The organism is Enterobacter cloacae complex sp. 370H10 (assembly GCF_050031535.1).
Lineage (GTDB): Bacteria > Pseudomonadota > Gammaproteobacteria > Enterobacterales > Enterobacteriaceae > Enterobacter > Enterobacter intestinihominis.
On record NZ_JBLGWG010000001.1, the window covers coordinates 4,453,304 to 4,472,772 of the forward strand.

At 56.8% G+C, this 19,469-nt stretch carries 26 protein-coding genes and 1 tRNA gene; 14 read left to right on the forward strand and 13 right to left on the reverse strand.

Annotated features, from left to right (window positions below):
• Nucleotides 1–7 precede the first annotated feature (7 nt).
• From plsY to ureG, 10 genes are all read left to right on the forward strand, one after another.
• Complete coding sequence (plsY, locus tag ACQG2Q_RS21990) at nucleotides 8–622, forward strand: glycerol-3-phosphate 1-O-acyltransferase PlsY (RefSeq protein WP_022649440.1); 615 nt, start codon at nucleotides 8–10, stop codon at nucleotides 620–622.
• A 91-nt stretch (nucleotides 623–713) separates the two neighbouring features.
• Nucleotides 714–2,180, forward strand: a complete 1,467-nt coding sequence (locus tag ACQG2Q_RS21995) for an MFS transporter (RefSeq protein WP_063849808.1) — start codon at nucleotides 714–716, stop codon at nucleotides 2,178–2,180.
• A gap of 156 nt (nucleotides 2,181–2,336) precedes the next feature.
• A complete protein-coding gene (locus tag ACQG2Q_RS22000) occupies nucleotides 2,337–3,164 on the forward strand; it encodes an urease accessory protein UreD (RefSeq protein WP_022649442.1) in 828 nt (275 codons plus the stop codon).
• A 10-nt stretch (nucleotides 3,165–3,174) separates the two neighbouring features.
• Nucleotides 3,175–3,477, forward strand: a complete 303-nt coding sequence (locus ACQG2Q_RS22005) for an urease subunit gamma (RefSeq protein ID WP_003862556.1) — start codon at nucleotides 3,175–3,177, stop codon at nucleotides 3,475–3,477.
• 10 nt (nucleotides 3,478–3,487) lie between these two features.
• Nucleotides 3,488–3,802 (forward strand): urease subunit beta, encoded by a 315-nt coding sequence (locus ACQG2Q_RS22010; RefSeq protein WP_022649443.1) that lies wholly within the window; start codon nucleotides 3,488–3,490, stop codon nucleotides 3,800–3,802.
• Nucleotides 3,795–5,498: an urease subunit alpha gene (gene ureC, locus ACQG2Q_RS22015; protein ID WP_023306978.1), complete on the forward strand. Its 1,704-nt coding sequence runs from the start codon at nucleotides 3,795–3,797 to the stop codon at nucleotides 5,496–5,498. Before ACQG2Q_RS22010 ends, ureC begins: the two co-directional genes overlap by 8 nt.
• A 9-nt stretch (nucleotides 5,499–5,507) precedes the next feature.
• Nucleotides 5,508–5,972 (forward strand): urease accessory protein UreE, encoded by a 465-nt coding sequence (gene ureE / locus ACQG2Q_RS22020; protein WP_426759263.1) that lies wholly within the window; start codon nucleotides 5,508–5,510, stop codon nucleotides 5,970–5,972.
• Nucleotides 5,973–5,981: 9 nt separating this feature from the next.
• The gene (locus ACQG2Q_RS22025) at nucleotides 5,982–6,521 is read left to right on the forward strand and encodes a HupE/UreJ family protein (RefSeq protein WP_023298633.1); all 540 of its coding nucleotides are present in this window, start codon (nucleotides 5,982–5,984) and stop codon (nucleotides 6,519–6,521) included.
• On the forward strand, nucleotides 6,521–7,195 hold the full coding sequence (locus tag ACQG2Q_RS22030; protein ID WP_063200012.1) for an urease accessory protein UreF: 675 nt from the start codon (nucleotides 6,521–6,523) through the stop codon (nucleotides 7,193–7,195). The genes ACQG2Q_RS22025 and ACQG2Q_RS22030 overlap by 1 nt, the downstream gene beginning before the upstream one ends.
• Nucleotides 7,196–7,204: 9 nt before the next feature.
• Nucleotides 7,205–7,822 (forward strand): urease accessory protein UreG, encoded by a 618-nt coding sequence (gene ureG / locus ACQG2Q_RS22035; protein ID WP_096216818.1) that lies wholly within the window; start codon nucleotides 7,205–7,207, stop codon nucleotides 7,820–7,822.
• A gap of 87 nt (nucleotides 7,823–7,909) precedes the next feature.
• Here ureG and tsaD read toward each other — a convergent pair whose 3' ends face one another.
• A complete protein-coding gene (tsaD, locus tag ACQG2Q_RS22040) occupies nucleotides 7,910–8,923 on the reverse strand; it encodes a tRNA (adenosine(37)-N6)-threonylcarbamoyltransferase complex transferase subunit TsaD (RefSeq protein WP_022649449.1) in 1,014 nt (337 codons plus the stop codon).
• 236 nt (nucleotides 8,924–9,159) lie between these two features.
• Between tsaD and rpsU the strand changes: the two genes are divergently transcribed.
• The 3 genes from rpsU (at nucleotide 9,160) to rpoD (ending at nucleotide 13,234) form a co-directional block, all read left to right on the forward strand.
• The gene (rpsU, locus tag ACQG2Q_RS22045) at nucleotides 9,160–9,375 is read left to right on the forward strand and encodes a 30S ribosomal protein S21 (protein ID WP_001144069.1); all 216 of its coding nucleotides are present in this window, start codon (nucleotides 9,160–9,162) and stop codon (nucleotides 9,373–9,375) included.
• 115 nt (nucleotides 9,376–9,490) lie between these two features.
• A complete protein-coding gene (dnaG, locus tag ACQG2Q_RS22050; protein ID WP_003862574.1) occupies nucleotides 9,491–11,236 on the forward strand; it encodes a DNA primase in 1,746 nt (581 codons plus the stop codon).
• A gap of 153 nt (nucleotides 11,237–11,389) precedes the next feature.
• Complete coding sequence (gene rpoD / locus ACQG2Q_RS22055) at nucleotides 11,390–13,234, forward strand: RNA polymerase sigma factor RpoD (RefSeq protein ID WP_006812010.1); 1,845 nt, start codon at nucleotides 11,390–11,392, stop codon at nucleotides 13,232–13,234.
• 100 nt (nucleotides 13,235–13,334) lie between these two features.
• Here rpoD and mug read toward each other — a convergent pair whose 3' ends face one another.
• Nucleotides 13,335–13,841: a G/U mismatch-specific DNA glycosylase gene (mug, locus tag ACQG2Q_RS22060; RefSeq protein WP_023298636.1), complete on the reverse strand. Its 507-nt coding sequence runs from the start codon at nucleotides 13,839–13,841 to the stop codon at nucleotides 13,335–13,337.
• Between the two features lie 124 nt (nucleotides 13,842–13,965).
• Between mug and ACQG2Q_RS22065 the strand changes: the two genes are divergently transcribed.
• Nucleotides 13,966–14,041: transfer RNA gene (locus ACQG2Q_RS22065), tRNA-Ile, on the forward strand.
• Between the two features lie 102 nt (nucleotides 14,042–14,143).
• Here the strand turns inward: ACQG2Q_RS22065 and ACQG2Q_RS22070 are convergent.
• The 11 genes from ACQG2Q_RS22070 to ACQG2Q_RS22120 form a co-directional block, all read right to left on the reverse strand.
• A complete protein-coding gene (locus tag ACQG2Q_RS22070) occupies nucleotides 14,144–14,977 on the reverse strand; it encodes a DUF4942 domain-containing protein (RefSeq protein WP_046495848.1) in 834 nt (277 codons plus the stop codon).
• A gap of 115 nt (nucleotides 14,978–15,092) precedes the next feature.
• A complete protein-coding gene (gene ykfI, locus ACQG2Q_RS22075; RefSeq protein WP_000854680.1) occupies nucleotides 15,093–15,434 on the reverse strand; it encodes a type IV toxin-antitoxin system toxin YkfI in 342 nt (113 codons plus the stop codon).
• 20 nt (nucleotides 15,435–15,454) lie between these two features.
• Nucleotides 15,455–15,772 carry a type IV toxin-antitoxin system YeeU family antitoxin gene (locus ACQG2Q_RS22080; protein WP_130997195.1) on the reverse strand — a complete coding sequence of 106 codons (318 nt, stop codon included), beginning with the start codon at nucleotides 15,770–15,772 and terminating at the stop codon, nucleotides 15,455–15,457.
• Nucleotides 15,773–15,790: 18 nt separating this feature from the next.
• Nucleotides 15,791–16,012 carry a DUF987 domain-containing protein gene (locus ACQG2Q_RS22085; protein WP_000691994.1) on the reverse strand — a complete coding sequence of 74 codons (222 nt, stop codon included), beginning with the start codon at nucleotides 16,010–16,012 and terminating at the stop codon, nucleotides 15,791–15,793.
• Nucleotides 16,013–16,020: 8 nt separating this feature from the next.
• On the reverse strand, nucleotides 16,021–16,497 hold the full coding sequence (locus ACQG2Q_RS22090; protein ID WP_000811693.1) for a JAB domain-containing protein: 477 nt from the start codon (nucleotides 16,495–16,497) through the stop codon (nucleotides 16,021–16,023).
• A 15-nt stretch (nucleotides 16,498–16,512) separates the two neighbouring features.
• Nucleotides 16,513–16,971: an antirestriction protein gene (locus tag ACQG2Q_RS22095; RefSeq protein ID WP_000211838.1), complete on the reverse strand. Its 459-nt coding sequence runs from the start codon at nucleotides 16,969–16,971 to the stop codon at nucleotides 16,513–16,515.
• A 97-nt stretch (nucleotides 16,972–17,068) separates the two neighbouring features.
• Nucleotides 17,069–17,308: a DUF905 domain-containing protein gene (locus ACQG2Q_RS22100; RefSeq protein WP_130997196.1), complete on the reverse strand. Its 240-nt coding sequence runs from the start codon at nucleotides 17,306–17,308 to the stop codon at nucleotides 17,069–17,071.
• Between the two features lie 76 nt (nucleotides 17,309–17,384).
• Nucleotides 17,385–17,852, reverse strand: coding sequence for a protein YkfB (gene ykfB, locus ACQG2Q_RS22105; protein ID WP_130997197.1), 468 nt, complete (start codon nucleotides 17,850–17,852; stop codon nucleotides 17,385–17,387).
• A gap of 22 nt (nucleotides 17,853–17,874) precedes the next feature.
• Nucleotides 17,875–18,318 (reverse strand): YfjS/YafY family lipoprotein, encoded by a 444-nt coding sequence (locus tag ACQG2Q_RS22110; protein ID WP_130997198.1) that lies wholly within the window; start codon nucleotides 18,316–18,318, stop codon nucleotides 17,875–17,877.
• Entirely contained in the window at nucleotides 18,318–18,554 is a 237-nt protein-coding gene (ypjK, locus tag ACQG2Q_RS22115) for a protein YpjK (protein ID WP_103216031.1), read from the reverse strand. Before ypjK ends, ACQG2Q_RS22110 begins: the two co-directional genes overlap by 1 nt.
• Before the next feature lie 36 nt (nucleotides 18,555–18,590).
• On the reverse strand, nucleotides 18,591–19,292 hold the full coding sequence (locus ACQG2Q_RS22120) for a WYL domain-containing protein (RefSeq protein WP_130997199.1): 702 nt from the start codon (nucleotides 19,290–19,292) through the stop codon (nucleotides 18,591–18,593).
• Nucleotides 19,293–19,469: the final 177 nt, after the last annotated feature.

Genomic DNA, 19,469 nt, shown 5'->3' on the forward strand with positions numbered 1-19,469 from the left:
CAGCGTTATGAGTGCAATCGCGCCTGGAATGATTATCCTCGCCTACCTTTGCGGCTCAATCTCCAGCGCCATTCTGGTCTGCCGCATCGCCGGGTTGCCTGACCCGCGTGAAAGTGGTTCCGGGAATCCGGGGGCGACCAATGTACTACGAATTGGCGGCAAGGGAGCAGCCGTAGCGGTTTTGATTTTTGATGTTCTGAAAGGAATGCTCCCCGTCTGGGGTGCGTATGCGCTGGGCGTCACACCCTTCTGGCTGGGTCTGATTGCTATCGCCGCCTGCGTCGGCCATATCTGGCCCGTTTTCTTTGGTTTTAAAGGCGGTAAAGGCGTTGCAACCGCGTTTGGCGCGATTGCGCCGATCGGCTGGGATCTCACTGGCGTGATGGCGGGCACCTGGCTGCTGACCATCCTGCTGAGCGGCTATTCATCGCTGGGCGCCATCGTCAGCGCGCTGATCGCTCCGTTTTATGTCTGGTGGTTCAAACCGCAGTTTACCTTCCCGGTATCGATGCTCTCGTGCCTGATCCTGCTGCGTCATCATGACAACATTCAGCGCCTGTGGCGTCGCCAGGAAACCAAGATCTGGACGAAGCTCAAGCGTAAAAAGAAAGACGCTCAGTAAACCGTTCGTTATGCCTTATAACCAAATGTGATTTTTGTCCCCTTCTGCCTGTGGTAACTGTTAGGTACACAACACAACCACATAAAAGAAAATGGCAGAAATCACAGACACAACTCCCCTCCCAACGGCAGTAAACACCCCGGATGGCGACATCAAGTGGGTACGCAGCGCATCGGACGTTTCACGTCTCGTTAATGACGGCTCTCAGGGCCGGGCCAATGCCCGCATCGTGGTCGGTATCGCGCTCGGGGGAATTTTTCTCGATGCCTACGATCTCGGCGCGCTGGCATTCGGCATCAAAGACATCACCCGCGAATTTAACCTGACGCCCGCTGGTACCGGCATGGTGGCTTCAGCCATTACCTTTGGCGCGATTGTCGGGGCGCTGCTTGGCGGCTATCTTACGGATAAAATCGGGCGCTACCGCGTCTTTATGGCCGACATGGTGTTCTTTGTCGTCGCCGCCATCGCCTGTGCGCTGGCTCCGAACGAATATGTGCTGGCGGGCGCGCGCTTTGTGATGGGTCTTGGCGTCGGGATCGACCTTCCCGTGGCGATGGCGTTTCTCAGCGAGTTCGCCAGGCTGAAAGGCCCGGGGAATAAAGCCTCCAGCGTGGCAATGTGGTGCCCCACCTGGTATGCGGCCATCAGCATCTCTTATCTTCTGGTGCTCTTCTTCTACGCCGTGCTGCCGGAAGGCCACAGCGACTGGCTCTGGCGTCTGATCCTTGGCTTCGGCGCAGTGCCCGCGCTGGTGATTATCGCCATCCGCAGCCGCTATATGAGCGAATCCCCGGTCTGGGCGGCGAATCAGGGCAATCTGAAAGAGGCGGCGTCCATCCTGCGGCAGTCGTACAACATTAATGCCCACGTGCCGCAGGATGCGCTTGACCAGCCCGCGCCGGTGGTCAATAAGGCAAAATGGTCGAACTACCTGAATCTGTTCCACGGTATCTATCTGCGGCGTACCACGCTCGCCACGCTGCTGTCGGTCGTCTCCTCGTTCGCCTATAACGCCGTAGCCTTTGGCCTGCCGGTGATCATCTCCAGCTTCTTTGTGCAGTCGATGCTGACCACCATTCTGATCTCGCTGGCGCTTAACCTGCTGTTTGCGTTTGTCGGCGGGCTGCTGGCGGTGCGCTATGTTCCGCGCTTCGGCGCGTGGCGGATGTCTCTGGCGGGTTATGCGTGCCAGCTTACGGCACTGCTCGGCCTGGCGCTGATTGGCCGGCCTGACGGGGCCACGGAAGGCGTGTTCGCCGTCGCGATGCTGGCGCTGTTCCTGTTTGGTCAGGGTTTTGGTCCAGGTGCGCATACCATGACGTTTGCCTCCCTGAGCTACCCGACCTCGCTGCGCGGCGTGGGCGTGGGGCTTAACCAGACGCTGATGCGCAGCAGTTCAACGCTGTCACTGTTTCTGTTCCCGCTACTGGTCGCGTCGCTGGATACCGCCGTGTTCTGGGTGATTGCGCTGGCGCCGTTTATCGGCCTGGTATCGCTGCTGGCGATCCGTTGGGAGCCGTCGGGGTATGATGTGGATGCAGAGGATTATCGTTAACCTTTCTTGCCGGGTGACGCTGCGCTTACCCGGCCTACATTACTAAAACCGGCTCACATGAACCGGTTTTTTTATCCATAAGCGACTCATATGACAGCCTTCATTTCCGCCAGGGCATACTGAAACGTACCCCGATAGTGTGGAAATGGAAGCACCATGTTAGCAACTCAGGTCACTGATAATTCATACAAAGGCTGGCAGGCCACGCTTGCCCTCCAGTTTTGTTATACCCCTGAGAAAACCCTCCTCCATTCCGCGCGTCACACCGGGCCGCTCACCGTTCAGCGCCCGTTTTATCCCGAAGGGGAAACCTGTCACCTTTACCTGCTGCATCCGCCAGGCGGGATTGTGGGCGGGGATACGCTGGATATTTCCGTACGGCTCGACGCCAAAAGCCATGCCCTCATCACCATGCCCGGCGCCAGCAAGTTCTATCGCAGCAGCGGCCCGCAGGCCTGTCTGAATCAGCATTTTTACCTCGACGAAGAGGCCACGCTGGAGTGGCTGCCGCAGGACACCATAATTTTCCCCGGCGCTAACGCCGCGCTGCGTTCCGTCTTCCATCTTAAGGCCACCAGCACGCTGCTGGCGTGGGAGCTGTACTGTCTGGGCCGTCCGGTGATAAACGAATCCTTCAGCCACGGCACGCTGGAGAGCCGCCTTGAGGTGTGGGTGGATGGCGAGCCGCGTTTGATTGAGCGACTGCATCTTAACGATGGCGATCTGTCGCCCGTCGCAGGCCATCCGTGGGTCGGCACGCTGCTGTTCTACCCGGCCCGGGAAGCTCATCTTGATACAGTGCGCGAGCGGCTCGCCCCGCTGGAAAACTTTGGCGGGGCGACGCTCACCGACGACCTGCTGTCGGTGCGTTTTCTCTCCCACGACAACCTCATTTGCCAGCGGGTGATGCGCGATATCTGGCAGTCGCTTCGCCCGCTTTTAACCCCCAAAACCGCCTGTTCGCCGCGTATCTGGCAGACATAAGAGAAACGCTATGGAACTGACTCCCAGAGAAAAAGACAAGCTGTTGCTGTTCACCGCCGCGCTGGTTGCCGAACGCCGCCTCGCGCGCGGGGTAAAGCTCAACTACCCGGAATCGGTCGCGCTGATCAGCGCCTTTATTATGGAAGGCGCGCGCGATGGCGAAACCGTCGCCTCGCTGATGGAAGCCGGCCGCCACGTCCTGACGCGCGATCAGGTGATGGAGGGCGTGCCGGAGATGATCCCGGATATCCAGGTGGAAGCCACCTTCCCGGACGGATCCAAGCTCGTCACCGTCCACAATCCGATCGTGTAAGGAGCGCGTGATGATCCCAGGCGAATACCGGATCCAGTCCGGCAACATTGCGCTCAACGTCGGGCGCGAAACCCGAAGTGTGATCGTGGAAAACCACGGCGACAGGCCGATCCAGGTCGGCTCGCATTACCACTTTTACGAGGTCAACCCGGCGTTGAAATTCGATCGCGAAGCCACTCGAGGCTACCGACTCAACATCCCGGCCGGTACTGCCGTGCGCTTCGAGCCCGGCCAGAAGCGGGAAGTGGCGCTGGTGCAGGTGACGGGCGCGCAGCGCATTTTTGGTTTTCGCGGCGAGGTCATGGGCGAGGTGAAACATGGCTGAGATTTCACGCCAGGCGTATGCCGATATGTTCGGCCCCACTACCGGGGATAAAGTGCGGCTGGCCGACAGCGAGCTGTGGATCGAAGTGGAGGACGATCTCACGATCTACGGCGAAGAGGTTAAATTCGGCGGCGGAAAAGTGATCCGCGACGGCATGGGACAGGGGCAGATGACCGCCGACGACTGCGTGGATCTGGTGCTCACCAACGCGCTGATTGTCGATCACTGGGGGATTGTGAAAGCGGATATCGGCATAAAAGATGGGCGGATCTTCGCCGTCGGCAAAGCCGGAAACCCGGACATTCAGCCCGGCGTGACGATCCCGATTGGCGCGGCAACGGAAGTGATCGCCGCCGAAGGGAAGATCGTCACCCCTGGCGGGATCGACACCCACATCCACTGGATCTGTCCGCAGCAGGCGGAAGAGGCGCTGGTCTCTGGCGTCACCACCATGATCGGCGGCGGCACCGGCCCTGCGGCAGGTACAAACGCCACCACCTGCACGCCGGGGCCGTGGTATATCGCCCGCATGCTGCAGGCCGCCGATACGCTGCCGGTGAATATTGGCCTGCTGGGCAAAGGGAACGGTTCAAACCCGGACGCGCTGCGCGAGCAGATCGCGGCTGGCGCTATCGGGCTTAAGATCCACGAAGACTGGGGCGCGACGCCTGCGGCAATCAACTGCTCGCTGGAGGTCGCTGAAGAGATGGATATTCAGGTGGCGCTGCACAGCGACACGCTGAACGAGTCCGGTTTTGTCGAAGACACGCTGGCTGCCATCGCCGGGCGCACCATCCACACCTTCCACACCGAAGGGGCGGGCGGCGGCCATGCGCCGGATATCATCACCGCCTGCGCGCACCCGAATATTTTGCCCTCCTCCACCAACCCGACGCTGCCCTACACGGTGAATACCATCGACGAGCACCTGGACATGCTGATGGTCTGTCACCATCTCGACCCGGATATCGCCGAGGACGTGGCGTTTGCGGAATCCCGTATTCGTCGGGAAACCATCGCCGCCGAAGACGTGCTGCACGATATCGGCGCGTTCTCGCTCACCTCGTCAGATTCACAGGCCATGGGCCGCGTGGGGGAAGTGATTATCCGCACCTGGCAGGTGGCGCACCGCATGAAGGTGCAGCGCGGCGCACTGCCGGAAGAGACCGGCGAGAACGACAACTTCCGCGTGAAGCGCTATGTCGCCAAATACACCATTAATCCGGCTCTTACCCACGGCATCGCCCATGAGGTCGGTTCTATTGAGGCGGGCAAGCTGGCGGATCTGGTGGTCTGGTCCCCCGCTTTCTTTGGCGTCAAACCGGCCACCATCGTCAAAGGCGGGATGATCGCCTGCGCGCCGATGGGCGACATCAACGCCTCGATCCCCACGCCGCAGCCGGTGCATTACCGCCCGATGTTTGGTGCACTTGGTGCCGCACGCCACGCCACGCGGCTGACGTTTGTCTCGCAGGCCGCTGATGCCAGCGGCATTCCGCAGCGGCTCGGATTGCAAAGCGCCACTGCGGTGGTGAAAGGCTGCCGGACGGTGAAAAAGGCCGACATGATCCACAACGATTTACAGCCGAATATCACCGTTGACTCGCAAACCTATGAGGTTCGCGTCGACGGCGAATTGATCACCAGCGAACCGGCAGAAGTTTTGCCGATGGCGCAACGCTATTTTCTGTTTTGAGGAGTGATGATGATTTATTTAACCCAACGCCTGGACCACGCGCACCCGATTACCTCCAGCGTCACGCTGCCGATTGACGTGCGGGTGAAAAGCCGCGCCCGCGTGGCGCTGAACGACGGTCGCGAAGCCGGGCTAATGCTGCCGCGCGGCCTGTTGCTGCGCGGGGGCGACCTGCTGACTACCGACGATGGCAGCGAAGTGATCGAAGTGATCGCCGCCCCGGAGTCGGTTTCCGTGGTGCGCTGTGCCGACCCGTTCCTGCTCGCCCGCGCCTGTTATCACCTGGGCAACCGCCACGTACCGCTGCAAATCATGCCCCGCGAAATGCGCTACCACCACGATCACGTTCTCGACGACATGCTACGTCAGTTCGGGCTGGAGGTGACCTTCGCCAGCCTGCCCTTTGAACCAGAAGCGGGCGCTTACACCAGCGATGCCCACAGTCATGGCCACTCCCACGCTCATTCACATTAAGGACTCATCATGCGTAAGTATTTACCGCTGTTTCTGCTGGCCTTTTCCGTTCCGGCGCTTGCCCATCCCGGGCACGGAACCGACAGCTTTCAGGCAGGTTTTCTCCATCCGCTGACCGGGCTGGATCACCTGCTGATGCTGACGGGGGCTGGCGTGCTGTCCGCCCTGAGCGGCCGCAAGCTGCTGCTGCCGTTAGCAACGCTCGGCATGATGCTGGCTGGCGCCGTTACGGGCAGCCTGCTCGGCGGCTTTAGCGGCATGGAGATGCTGATTATCGCCTCACTGGCGGTCTGCGGCGTGATGATGTTTAAGACTGAAAATCGCCTGCTGCTGGCGGTTCCAGCCCTGGCGATGTTCCACGGCTGGGCGCACGGCGTGGAGATGTCCGGCCACAGCTTCTGGCTCTTTACCAGCGGATTTATGTTAGCCAGTGCCACGGTGCTGTGCGCCAGCTTCGCGGCAGGGCTGCTGCTGCGCCGTCACGACGGCCTGCGTAAGACCTTCGGCGGCGGGCTGATCGTCTCTGCCCTGCTGGCGCTGATGAGCTGATGGAGCACGCCCGCCAGCGGCTGCGCCTGATGCAGCTCTCCAGCAGTAGCCTGCCGGTCGGATCGTATACCTGGTCACAGGGGCTGGAGTGGGCTGTCGAGGCCGGGTGGATCACGGACGCTGAGGCCTTCAGGCGCTGGCAGATCCAGCAGATGGAGCAGAGCTTTTTCTGCGTCGACCTGCCGCTGTTTATCCGCCTGTATCATGCCTGCGAGAAGCAGGACGTCGCGACAGCAAAACGCTGGACGGCATACCTGCTCGCCTGTCGGGAAACGCGCGAACTGCGCGAGGAAGAACGCAACCGCGGCGCGGCCTTTACGCGCCTGGTTAAAAGCTGGGAACCCGCCTGCCCGGCAGAATGGCTGCCGCTGTTGATGCAGAGCCAGCTCGGCGGTATGGCGTGGCTCGGCGTGCGCTGGGGCATTGGCGTGCGCGAGCTGGCGCTGAGCCTCGGCTACAGCTGGATTGAGAGCGCGGTGATGGCGGGCGTCAAGCTGGTGCCGTTTGGGCAGCAGGCCGCACAACAGCTGATTATCGACCTGAGCGACCATTTTGCCGCCGGGTTTGAACAGGCATTTTTACGTGGCGACGACGCGCTGGGGGCAGCTACGCCGCTGTCCGCCATCGCCTCCGCACGCCACGAAACCCAATATTCACGACTATTCCGTTCCTGAGGAGTCAATATGGCTGATTACAAACATCCCCTGCGCGTTGGCGTGGGCGGCCCGGTAGGGTCGGGCAAAACCGCCCTGCTGGAAGCGCTCTGCAAGGCGATGCGCGACACCTATCATCTTGCGGTGGTGACTAACGATATCTACACCAAAGAGGATCAGCGCATCCTGACCGAGGCGGGTGCGCTTGAGCCAGAGCGCATCGTAGGGGTGGAAACGGGCGGCTGTCCGCACACCGCCATCCGCGAAGATGCCTCAATGAACCTGGCAGCGGTGGAAGCCTTGAGCGAGAAGTTCGGCAATCTGGATCTGATCTTCGTCGAAAGCGGCGGGGATAACCTGAGCGCGACCTTCAGCCCGGAGCTGGCGGACCTCACCATCTACGTGATCGACGTGGCCGAGGGGGAAAAAATCCCGCGCAAAGGCGGGCCGGGGATCACCAAATCCGATTTTCTGGTGATCAATAAAACCGACCTCGCGCCGTACGTGGGGGCGTCGCTGGAGGTAATGGAGCGCGACACTAATCGCATACGCGGCGAGCGTCCGTGGACCTTTACCAACCTGAAGGCGGGTGACGGGCTGGCGACGATTATTGCGTTTCTGGAAGAGAAAGGGATGCTGCGGATGTAGTGCGGTTTATTGCCGGGTGGCGGCTTCGCCTGACCCGGCCTACGATTTTTGCAGACCCGGTAAGCGCAGCGCCACCGGGCAAAAAACTTACGCCTCAGGCAGCTCCGCCAGCGGCCAGCGCGGACGCACGGACACGCTCAGGTCAGCCGTGGCGCCAGCGTTCAGGCGCACCATCCCGGCGTAGGCGATCATCGCCCCGTTATCGGTACAAAATTCCGGACGCGCGTAGAACACTTCCCCACGACGCTTTTGCATCATTTCGGCAAGCTTCGCGCGCAGCGTACGGTTGGCGCTCACGCCACCGGCCATCACCAGGCGCTTAAAGCCCGTCTGATCCAGCGCACGCTTGCACTTGATCATCAGCGTATCCACCACCGCATCTTCGAACGCGCGGGCGATGTCGGCACGCGTCTGCTCGCTGTCGTCGTTATTGCGAATGGTGTTCGCCGCGAAGGTTTTCAGACCGGAGAAACTAAAATCCAGCCCCGGACGATCGGTCATCGGACGCGGGAAGACAAAGCGCCCTTCCGTTCCCTGCGCGGCCATTTTCGACAGCATCGGGCCGCCAGGATAATCCAGGCCAAGCAGCTTGGCGGTTTTGTCGAAGGCTTCACCGGCCGCGTCGTCGATCGATTCGCCCAGCAGCTCATACTTGCCAATGCCCGTTACGCTAATCAGCTGCGTATGCCCGCCGGAGACCAGCAGCGCCACAAACGGGAACGCTGGCGGATTGGCTTCCAGCATCGGAGCCAGAAGATGTCCTTCCATATGGTGAACCGGAATGGCCGGAACGTCCCACGCGAAGGCCAGCGAACGCCCTACCGTTGCGCCGACCAGCAGCGCGCCAACCAGGCCCGGTCCTGCAGTATAGGCCACGGCATCAATATCTTTTGCACTTAACCCGGCCTCTTTCAGTGCCGCCTGAATCAGGGGAACCGTTTTACGCACGTGGTCACGAGAGGCCAGTTCAGGCACGACGCCGCCGTAGTCAGCGTGCAATTTCACCTGACTATACAGTTGGTTGGCCAGAAGCCCTTTTTCGTCGTCGTAAATCGCGATGCCGGTTTCATCGCAGGATGTTTCAATACCCAGTACACGCATGACTTGTTTTACCTCGTTTCAATACCGCGCAGTGTAGAGCCTGGGCGGGTTGATGTAAAACTTTGTTCGCCCCAGGAAGAAGCCTCGTGTATACTCTTCCCCCTTATAAAAGTCCCTTTCAAAATCGCATCGGTGCTTTACAAAGCAGCAGCATTTGCAGTAAAATTCCGCACCATTTTGAAATAAGCTGGCGTTGATGCCAGCGGCAAACCGAATTTATTAAAGGTGAGAGTTACATGCCGGTAATTAAAGTACGTGAAAACGAGCCGTTCGACGTAGCACTGCGTCGCTTCAAACGTTCATGCGAGAAAGCAGGTGTTCTGGCTGAAGTTCGTCGTCGTGAGTTTTATGAAAAACCAACGACCGAACGTAAGCGCGCTAAAGCTTCCGCTGTGAAACGTCACGCGAAGAAACTGGCTCGCGAAAACGCACGCCGTACTCGTCTGTACTAATCTGTTGAGGGCCACAGCCCTCAATTGACAGACAGAGTTGTAGTCGTAAGGCCGTGCTTCCGGAAGGAATGCGCGGCTTGTTTTCGTTTATAAGTCGCTTAAATTTTTGGGGCATATGGCCGGAAGAATCCCACGCGTTTTCATCAATGACCTGCTTGCCAGAACCGACATCGTCGATCTCATCGACGCGCGGGTGAAGCTAAAAAAGCAGGGCAAGAACTACCATGCGTGCTGTCCGTTCCATAACGAAAAAACCCCCTCTTTCACCGTAAACGGTGAAAAGCAGTTCTACCATTGCTTCGGCTGTGGCGCACACGGTAATGCCGTCGATTTTTTGATGAACTACGATAAGCTCGAGTTCGTTGAAACCGTCGAAGAGCTGGCGGCGATGCATAACCTTGAAGTGCCGTATGAAGCAGGCAGTGGGCCAAGTCAGATCGAGCGCCATCAGCGGCAAACGCTATATCAGTTGATGGATGGCCTGAATTCGTTTTACCAACAGTCTCTTAAGCACTCTGCGGCTGAGCCTGCGCGTCAGTATCTGAACAAGCGCGGACTGAGCGACGATGTGATTGCGCGTTTCGCTATTGGTTACGCCCCGCCCGGCTGGGACAACGTGTTAAAGCGTTTTGGCGGCAATAGCGAAGATCGTAAATCCCTCATCGACGCAGGCATGCTGGTCACCAACGACCAGGGACGAAGCTACGACCGCTTCCGTGAACGGGTGATGTTCCCGATCCGCGACAAGCGTGGCCGGGTGATAGGTTTTGGTGGTCGCGTGCTGGGTGATGCCCTGCCGAAATACCTTAACTCCCCGGAAACCGATATTTTCCATAAGGGCCGCCAGCTTTACGGTCTTTATGAGGCACAGCAGGATAATGCGGAACCTCCGCGTCTTCTGGTCGTCGAAGGCTATATGGATGTTGTTGCGCTGGCGCAGTACGACATTAACTATGCCGTTGCGTCGCTGGGAACGTCCACCACGGCGGACCATATCCAGTTGCTGTTCCGCGTCACCAACAACGTGATTTGCTGTTACGACGGTGACCGCGCAGGACGCGACGCCGCCTGGCGAGCGCTGGAAACCGCGTTGCCGTATATGACCGACGGGCGTCAGCTACGCTTTATGTTCCTGCCCGACGGTGAAGACCCGGATACGCTGGTGCGTAAAGAGGGCAAAGCGGCATTTGAAGCGCGGATGGAGCAGGCACAGCCGCTCTCCACGTTTCTGTTTAACAGCCTGATGCCGCAGGTTGATTTGAGTACCCCTGACGGGCGCGCGCAGCTCAGCACGCTGGCGCTGCCGTTAATCAGCCAGGTGCCCGGCGAAACGCTGCGCATCTATCTGCGTCAGGAGTTAGGCAACAAGCTCGGCATTCTGGATGACAGCCAGCTTGAACGTTTAATGCCTAAACAGGCTGAAAACGGCACGGTACGCCCCGCGCCTCAGCTAAAACGCACAACCATGCGTATACTGATAGGGTTGCTGGTGCAAAACCCCGAACTTGCTCCGCAAGTGCCGTCACTGGCGGGTTTGAACCACGAAAAATTGCCCGGACTTGGCTTATTTTCAGAATTGGTCAACACTTGTTTGTCGCAGCCAGGTCTGACCACCGGACAACTTTTAGAGCATTATCGCGGCACAAAAGAGGCCGCTACCCTTGAAAAACTGTCGATGTGGGACGATATAGCAGATAAGGATATCGCAGAAAAAACGTTCACCGACTCACTCAACCATATGTTTGATTCGATGCTTGAGTTGCGCCAGGAAGAGTTGATAGCTCGCGAGCGCACCCATGGCTTAAGCAGCGAAGAACGCCGGGAGCTCTGGATGATTAACCAGGAACTGGCGAAGAAATAAAAAATTTAACGGCTTAAGTGCCGAATATCGATCGGGAAGCCCCCGGCAGCCGCACTGAGAGGCAGCGGCAAAAATATAAGTACGCCCTCGCTTTAAAGGTTGGCAGCCCTATCGCCGACACCAATCAAACGAATTAAGTGTGGATACCGTCTTATGGAGCAAAACCCGCAGTCACAGCTGAAACTTCTTGTCCAACGCGGTAAGGAGCAAGGCTATCTGACCTATGCCGAGGTCAATGACCATCTGCCGGAAGATATCGTCGATTCAGATCAGATCGAAGATATCATCCAAATGATCAATGACATGGGCATTCAGGTGATGGAAGAAGCACCGGATGCCGATGATCTGTTGCTGGCTGAAACCTCCAACAACACTGACGAAGATGCGGAAGAAGCTGCTGCACAGGTACTGTCCAGCGTGGAATCTGAAATCGGGCGTACCACTGACCCGGTCCGCATGTACATGCGTGAAATGGGTACCGTTGAACTGTTGACCCGCGAAGGCGAAATTGACATCGCAAAACGCATCGAAGACGGGATCAACCAGGTTCAGTGCTCTGTTGCCGAATACCCGGAAGCGATTACCTATCTGCTGGAGCAGTACGATCGCGTTGAAGCGGAAGAAGCGCGTCTGTCCGATCTGATCACTGGCTTTGTCGACCCGAACGCTGAAGAAGATATGGCGCCAACCGCCACTCACGTCGGTTCTGAGCTGTCTCAGGAAGAGATGGATGACGACGAAGACGAAGATGAAGAAGAAGACGACGACAGCAGCGACGACGACAACAGCATCGACCCTGAACTGGCGCGCGAGAAGTTTGCCGAGCTGCGTACTCAGTACGAAGTGACGCGTGACACCATCAAAGCGAAAGGCCGCAGCCATGCTGCCGCTCAGGAAGAGATCCTGAAGCTGTCGGAAGTGTTCAAACAGTTCCGCCTGGTGCCAAAACAGTTCGACTACCTGGTGAACAGCATGCGCGTGATGATGGATCGCGTACGTACCCAGGAACGTATCATCATGAAGCTGTGTGTTGAACAGTGCAAAATGCCGAAGAAGAATTTCATCACCCTCTTCACCGGCAATGAAACCAGCGAAACCTGGTTCAACGCCGCTATCGCGATGAACAAGCCGTGGTCTGAAAAGCTGCACGACGTGAAAGAAGACGTACAGCGCGGCCTGCAAAAGCTGCATCAGATTGAAGAAGAGACCGGCCTGACCATCGAGCAGGTGAAAGACATCAACCGTCGTATGTCTATCGGTGAAGCGAAAGCCCGCCGTGCTAAGAAAGAGATGGTTGAAGCGAACTTACGTCTGGTTATCTCTATCGCCAAGAAATACACCAACCGTGGCCTGCAGTTCCTGGATCTGATTCAGGAAGGCAACATCGGTCTGATGAAAGCGGTAGATAAGTTTGAATACCGTCGTGGTTACAAGTTCTCCACCTATGCTACCTGGTGGATCCGTCAGGCGATCACCCGCTCTATCGCAGACCAGGCGCGCACCATCCGTATTCCGGTGCATATGATTGAGACCATCAACAAGCTCAACCGTATTTCTCGCCAGATGTTGCAGGAGATGGGTCGCGAGCCGACGCCGGAAGAGCTGGCTGAACGCATGCTGATGCCGGAAGACAAGATCCGTAAAGTGCTGAAAATCGCTAAAGAGCCAATCTCCATGGAAACACCAATCGGTGATGATGAAGATTCGCATCTGGGTGATTTCATCGAGGATACTACCCTCGAGCTGCCGCTGGACTCTGCCACCACCGAGAGCCTGCGTGCCGCTACGCACGACGTGCTGGCTGGCCTGACCGCCCGTGAAGCGAAAGTGCTGCGTATGCGTTTCGGTATCGATATGAACACCGACCACACGCTGGAAGAAGTGGGTAAACAGTTTGACGTGACCCGCGAACGTATCCGTCAGATCGAAGCGAAGGCGCTGCGTAAGCTGCGCCATCCGAGCCGCTCTGAAGTACTGCGTAGCTTCCTGGACGATTAATCGGTCCTGAAATGAAAAAGCTCCCAATCGGGAGCTTTTTTTGTTTATTCCCTCTCCCTGTGGGAGAGGGTCAGGGTGAGGGCATCAGGCCGCAGAGGAGCTAAAGCCCCCTCACCACCAGCGCCTCATCAAGTTCCCGATACGCCTCCACCAGCTTGTCCAGCGTCGCCCTGTTCAGCCCGCTCGGATTCGGCAACACCCACACCTGCGTTACGCCAATGGTAATGTTCTGCTTACCCCACTTCGCACCGCGCTGGCTGAACGCCTGCTCGTAGGCCTGCTTGCCGAGGATCGCCAGCGCTGCGGGCTGGTAGTCTTCAATCTTCTTCACCAGTTCCCGCCCGCCAGTACGCAGCTCATGCAGATTTACTTCGCTCGCCTGCACCGTGGGACGCTCGACCAGCATGGTGATGCCACAGCGCGTATCCAGCAGCTGCTGCTCTTCTTCCGGCTTAAGCTGTTTGTCGGTAAAACCGGCCTGGTGGATCACCTTCCAGAAGCGATTTCCCGGATGAGCAAAGTGAAAACCGGTGTGCGCCGAGGACTTGCCCGGGTTGATTCCGCAGAACACCACCCGCAGGCCAGGGGCCAGAATATCATTGATCATCTCTACTCCTGTCTATGCATCTTAAGATAAGTATAAAGGATTGATTATGCGTTGTTTATAAAAACAGCAGGCAGGTGTGAATGGCTGGATTGATGAGGGGAGTTACTTTATAATTCACCGCCACGGCCCCTTAGCTCAGTGGTTAGAGCAGGCGACTCATAATCGCTTGGTCGCTGGTTCAAGTCCAGCAGGGGCCACCAAATAAAACAAGGAGTTAGATGAGAAATCATCTGACTCCTTTTTCGTTTTATACGAATCGGGTCAGGTAATGGGTCAGGTAAGGAATTGCCTCCCTGCCCTCTTCATCTCGCTGCCAGCATCCCCGGATAGTGCTTCGCCACGATATCATTCATCTTTTCTGTCAGGTCGATACGTTTAAAAGTGATGTGCGCGGTTCCTTTCTGGAAGTAACGTATACTGAAAAAATCATCTTCGTAAATATCCTTCGAAGGGTTATCCCGAATATGTTCCATCAATCGAGTAGTAACATCGCCACGGTTATCGGGTATCGGTTTACCATCCAGCAGAAATAACATTCGTTCCAGGTCCGCTAATTGATCCCGCCGCCATCCCCAGTTCAAACTAAATCCCCAGCGGCTATGCGTCACCAGATTGTTGACGATGATCTTTTTACCAAAGCTGCAGGGACTATTGGTTTTGTAATCCCACGACAGCCCTTTGAAGACATTGATAATGCCACGCTCAAACACATCCATTTTGTTCAGATGTAGCTGCTCAAAAGTACTGAGGATATTTGCCTCGCTGATGGCGGGCAGATCCCCCTCCTCCAGGTTCTTATGCCACTGGTCACGGGCCTGAGCATCCATCAAGGCCATCATGCCAGACTTCAACATCAAGTCTCGCCAGATACTACGGTCAATATTGCGGGTAACGGAAGGCAGCGCTTTGTCTACCTTTTCGGTCATCCAGCTATCGTAACGGTGCCCGGCCTTCATCGCCCAGTCTTGCGCTGTGCCACCGCCAATTTCTGAGGTTAGCCGTGAAATGGCATCAAGCTGCTGAATGAGTTGTTCTATCTGTTTCAGTGCGGCATCGCGGCCAGTCACTATGCGTTCAATACTGGTCGAGCAAATCAGCTCGCTATGATCGGTTAATACTTCAGCTTTAGTTTGCATGACATTTTGTCCTTAAAAAGCAAACGCGCCTGCCGGGTAGTAGCAGGCGCATTACGCAATAGGTAAACAAGGGAGGAAGTTCAGAAATGTAAATCGGGAAGGTTGTACGCAATGTTCATCGTACTACGTTGTTACGGCTTTGCCGCAACAAGCCAGTTGCCTGCCGCGCTCGCAGAATGTCTGCAGCCCGGAGATAAGGAGATTGTTCCTGCCAGCTAAATCCCTTCCTGTCGATACGAACCAGCTCGTATTTTTCTACCAGAAAATTCACGGCATCGGCTAGGGTGATACCGGCATCGATGTGTTCCTTAATCACAGCCTCATTGCAGAATGGCGTGTCGTTTATTGTCAGACCATAGTGCTGTTCCAGCAGACGTGTCAGTAACATTTGCCAGACAGCCACGGGTGACAGGCAGGGCTTCACCGCCCGCTGAGTTGTTGCAGGTAAAGTTTTCATGTTTGCTCTCGTGTAGGTAATTAACGCTGAGTGGGGTAAATGGCGATGTATACGTAGCCGCAACTGCCAAGGGTGTCGGCTTCGCAGGTTAAATCGTTGTGGTACAGGGTAACGCAGTGGGCATGGCGGGGATTCAGTTCATCGGTGGTCAGCATCGACTCCATCTGGCTGATAAAGTGCGGGAATGTTTCATCCAGCTTACGGCATTCGACGTCACTGAATTTACCGGTGATGCTGGCCCGGTCAGCCAGATAATGCAGCCGGTTCCCCTCCTGCACCAGACGGGCTCCCAGGCGTGGCGTGATAGCCCGCTGCAGCCCCCATGTAATGTTGCTCATTTATAACCTCCTTTATTGTCAGTTCAGGGTAATACTCATCAGGCAGGTATAAGGCCCATTGCGGTCCTGGCGGCGTTCGGCGTATACCGCGAGGACTCCGGCGATATCCGGAACGTCCCTGCCGGTGTAATGACAGACGCTACCGTGCCACTGGTATTTGCCGGTGCAGTAGCGAAAGATTCGGGACTCAGGATGCTGGCGGTATATCGTCATTGCCCTGCGTTTACTGATAATTTTCATGTAATACCTCAAAGCAGACCGTGTTCTGCGAACGAATAGATTTGCCTGCCACCGACAATCAGATGGTCAGGGACGCGGATATCCACCAGCTGAAGCACCTGAACCAGTCGCTGCGTGAGGGTTTTGTCGGCCTGGCTAGGTGTCGTCTCGCCGGAAGGATGGTTATGCGCGAGTATCACCGCCGCCGCGTTGAAGTGCAGAGCACGTTTGACCACCTCCCGGGGATGCACCTCGGTGCGGTTAATCGTGCCGGTGAAGAGCGTTTCATGGGCAATCAACTGATTCTGGTTGTCCAGATACAACACCCGGAACTCTTCCCGCTCAAGCGCGGCCATATGCAGTCGCAGCCATTCACGCACGGCGTGGGTAGAGGTGAAGGCTACGCCGGGCTCATGCAGGTGGCGGTCCAGAGCCCTGAGCGCCCGCTGAATGAGACGCCGGTCCTGTGGCGTCATCTCGCCGGGTAAAAAGGAAAGCTGTTTCATCTGTTGCTCCTTCGGTCAGTCGATAATACGCAGAATGGCGTGAGCCTCTGGATGTTGCATGGCATACTCCCGCAGGCGGTAATAGTGTGCGGTCATCGCGTCACATTCTGTACGGCAGGCATGGTGGCTATACGCAATCAGGCAGACAGCAATACCTGCTGCTTCTGCACTCATTTGGGCATCGTTACCGTTCAGGCAGTTAAACAGACGCCATGTCTCATCGTTGTCAGGCTCGGGGGACATAAATGCGCCGCCATTGCTGAGGGTGTAGAACGACCAGATACCACCGCTGTAGCCCTCACAGAAGCGGTCCATCCAGGCGAAGATATGCGGCTCCAGGAGTAGCCACTGCGGGATAGCGCCAAAGTACTGTGGCCAGAAATCGATACGCTGTTCATCGGGGACCGGCGTGACGGTCAGTTCAAATTCGGGTTGGTTAGCGGGTGCGAGGTCGTGCTGCGTCTGTGTTGTCATGGGTATGTCTCCGTCAATAAAAACGCCAGCGGCGATGGCTGGCGTATGGGGATATAAAGTGTGTTCGGGGAGGTGAATGCGGGTAAATGCTTCGCGGTCAGCGGGTGGCCGTGCCTGTACGGATGCCAGAGGTGCGGATGTAGCGGTTAAGACTTTCAGCGGCATCGGGTTCAAAGTTCCATGCCCGCCAGACCATCCGGCCTTCAGTGTCACGAACCACAAGGCGGAAGTGACTGCCCTGGTCGTCTTCGAGGGTGATATTGCTGTACGTGGTAGTGACCGCTTGCGCTTGTCTCCGGGTGAAAGGCCCCGGTGGCAGTAACACGGATTGGGACATTTTCGGGCTCCTGATAAAAGAAAACCCCGGCAGCCTGATGGCTGTCGGGGTTGGTTTGCGTAAGGAGGAACGGCTTTCAGTCGTTACCGCAGTCTCCGGGAGTGGGCAGAACTTTCTCTGCGTTCTTCAGGTCCACAGTGAAAGTCCCCGCTTTACGGTCATTGACGTAAACGTCAAACTGCCCGGTCTTACGGATATCCATAATGAAGTCATACCAGGCGTTATCGCCGTTACGCCAGCCAAGGGTTGAGGGAATGGCATATTGCTTATGGTCCATCACCACGGTGACTGTGGTGCCATCATCGTGCGAACTGACCATTCTGTTATCCGTCAGGGTCAGAAAAACTGAATGCTGGTAGAAACCATTCTGGTCAGGATTTCCAGTACAGTTGATGGTAAACATCTTCCCACTGGTATCGGTCACGCTGTATTCCGTATTGCCCTGGCCATAGCCCTGCTGCCAGAATCCGGGAACCGCAGAGGCTGTAAAGCTGGTAAACAGTGAACATGCCAGTACAAACCGGCTTAGTGAAAGTATTGTCATTCTTGTCTCCTTTGTCGTTGTTTTATTCCTGGTTCTCAGGGTTTGAGGGTATCAGCAGTCGCCCCATCAGTTTGCCGTCATGGGCGTACTCAAAGTATTTTTCTTTGGTATACGGGTCCGTCACCTCCCGGTATTCCAGTTTGATGTTATCGGCAATACACAGCGCATTCATCAGTGGCTGGACGGTTTTTTCCTGCATATCCACGAGGTAGTAGTAACTGCCATCCTCGCAGCCATCGGGCGACTGGCGGGTACGTAAAACCTGCAAGGTGGGACCGGATAAGTAGTCAACCTGTGACCATTCTTCGCTGACATCATCCTGGTGGCTGACCACATCACTGAAACGCGGTGGGGTGAGGTCCTTAAATTTACTGATGGCCTTCAGGTCATCACTTCTGTCATCGCATGCGATGAGAAACAGCGTGGTGGCAACCAGCGCCAGCAGAGGCAGTGTTTTACGTTTCATTATTTTTTTCCTGAAATCAGACGAACCACTTTGGCAAAGACATAAATGCCGACGAAAATACCCACCGGCACGCCGACGAACGGTGTCAGTGCGACACTGGCCGCACCAGCTGCCCCTCCGCCCGTCAGCAGTGCGGCAACGGTGGCAAGGGTCAGGGCCGCGAGACTGTCGGACACCCCGGTTTTGTTCAGAATGATGACGATGACAACAATGGCGATAATGGCAATAAATGGCATAGGCTCTCCCTGCGGATGAGTTGAGATAGACCTGCACTATTCCGGTGGGCTGTCGGCCGGAACAAACGCAAGCAGCGACTGCTGGATAAAGCGAAAATGGGGTAAGGCCTGAATAAACACCGGGTCTTCAACAAGACTGCACAGACTGTCGTTGCGGCGAAAAGACTCCTGCAGGGGTTGAACCAGATGGATTTCATTCAGGGTGAATACGGCGATATGTCCGTCGTGCTCTGCCACCAGATACCAGGCCTGCTGGTGGATAAGTAACCGGCAGGGAGCCAGCCGCTCACAGCGCTGCCCCTCGGCAATCAGCGTCACCCGCCTGCGCCCGGTAATGGCCTGAATCAGTCGCCAGAAAGACAATGCGCCTGACGGCGAAGGAGCCGGACTGGCGGGTGCGATTACGCAGGGAGACTCATCGCACATCAGCAGTGCGTTTACCAGACGACGGTCAAAGCCAGGGAAAAGACCGGCCATCCCGCTGCGGTGGGCAAAGATAAGCACGTCGGGTACCATCTGCGTCTCACTGCCCGCAGTGCGTAAGCGGCAATATCCGGACTGATACTCCAGGTCCAGATACATCAGCCGCTCGCGAAAATCACGCCGCAGCGTGCGCACCGACACACCAAACTCAGCGGCCAGCTTACGCACACTCAGCGTTTCCCCCACCACCAGACGGCTGATTATCAGTGACAGTCTGACAGCCAGCCGGTCATGGCGGCGTTCTGCCTGTGTCATGAGACGTTCTCCGTGGAATTTAACTGACTGAAAATGATGTGATTATTTTAAATAGAGGGGTCGGACAGGGTATGGACATCACAGAAACTATTTTTCATTTCTGCAAAAGCCAGAGGCAGCGGGGGTTACAGGCCATTCACTCAGTGAGTGAGTACCGCCAGCACGGTGCGATGCGGA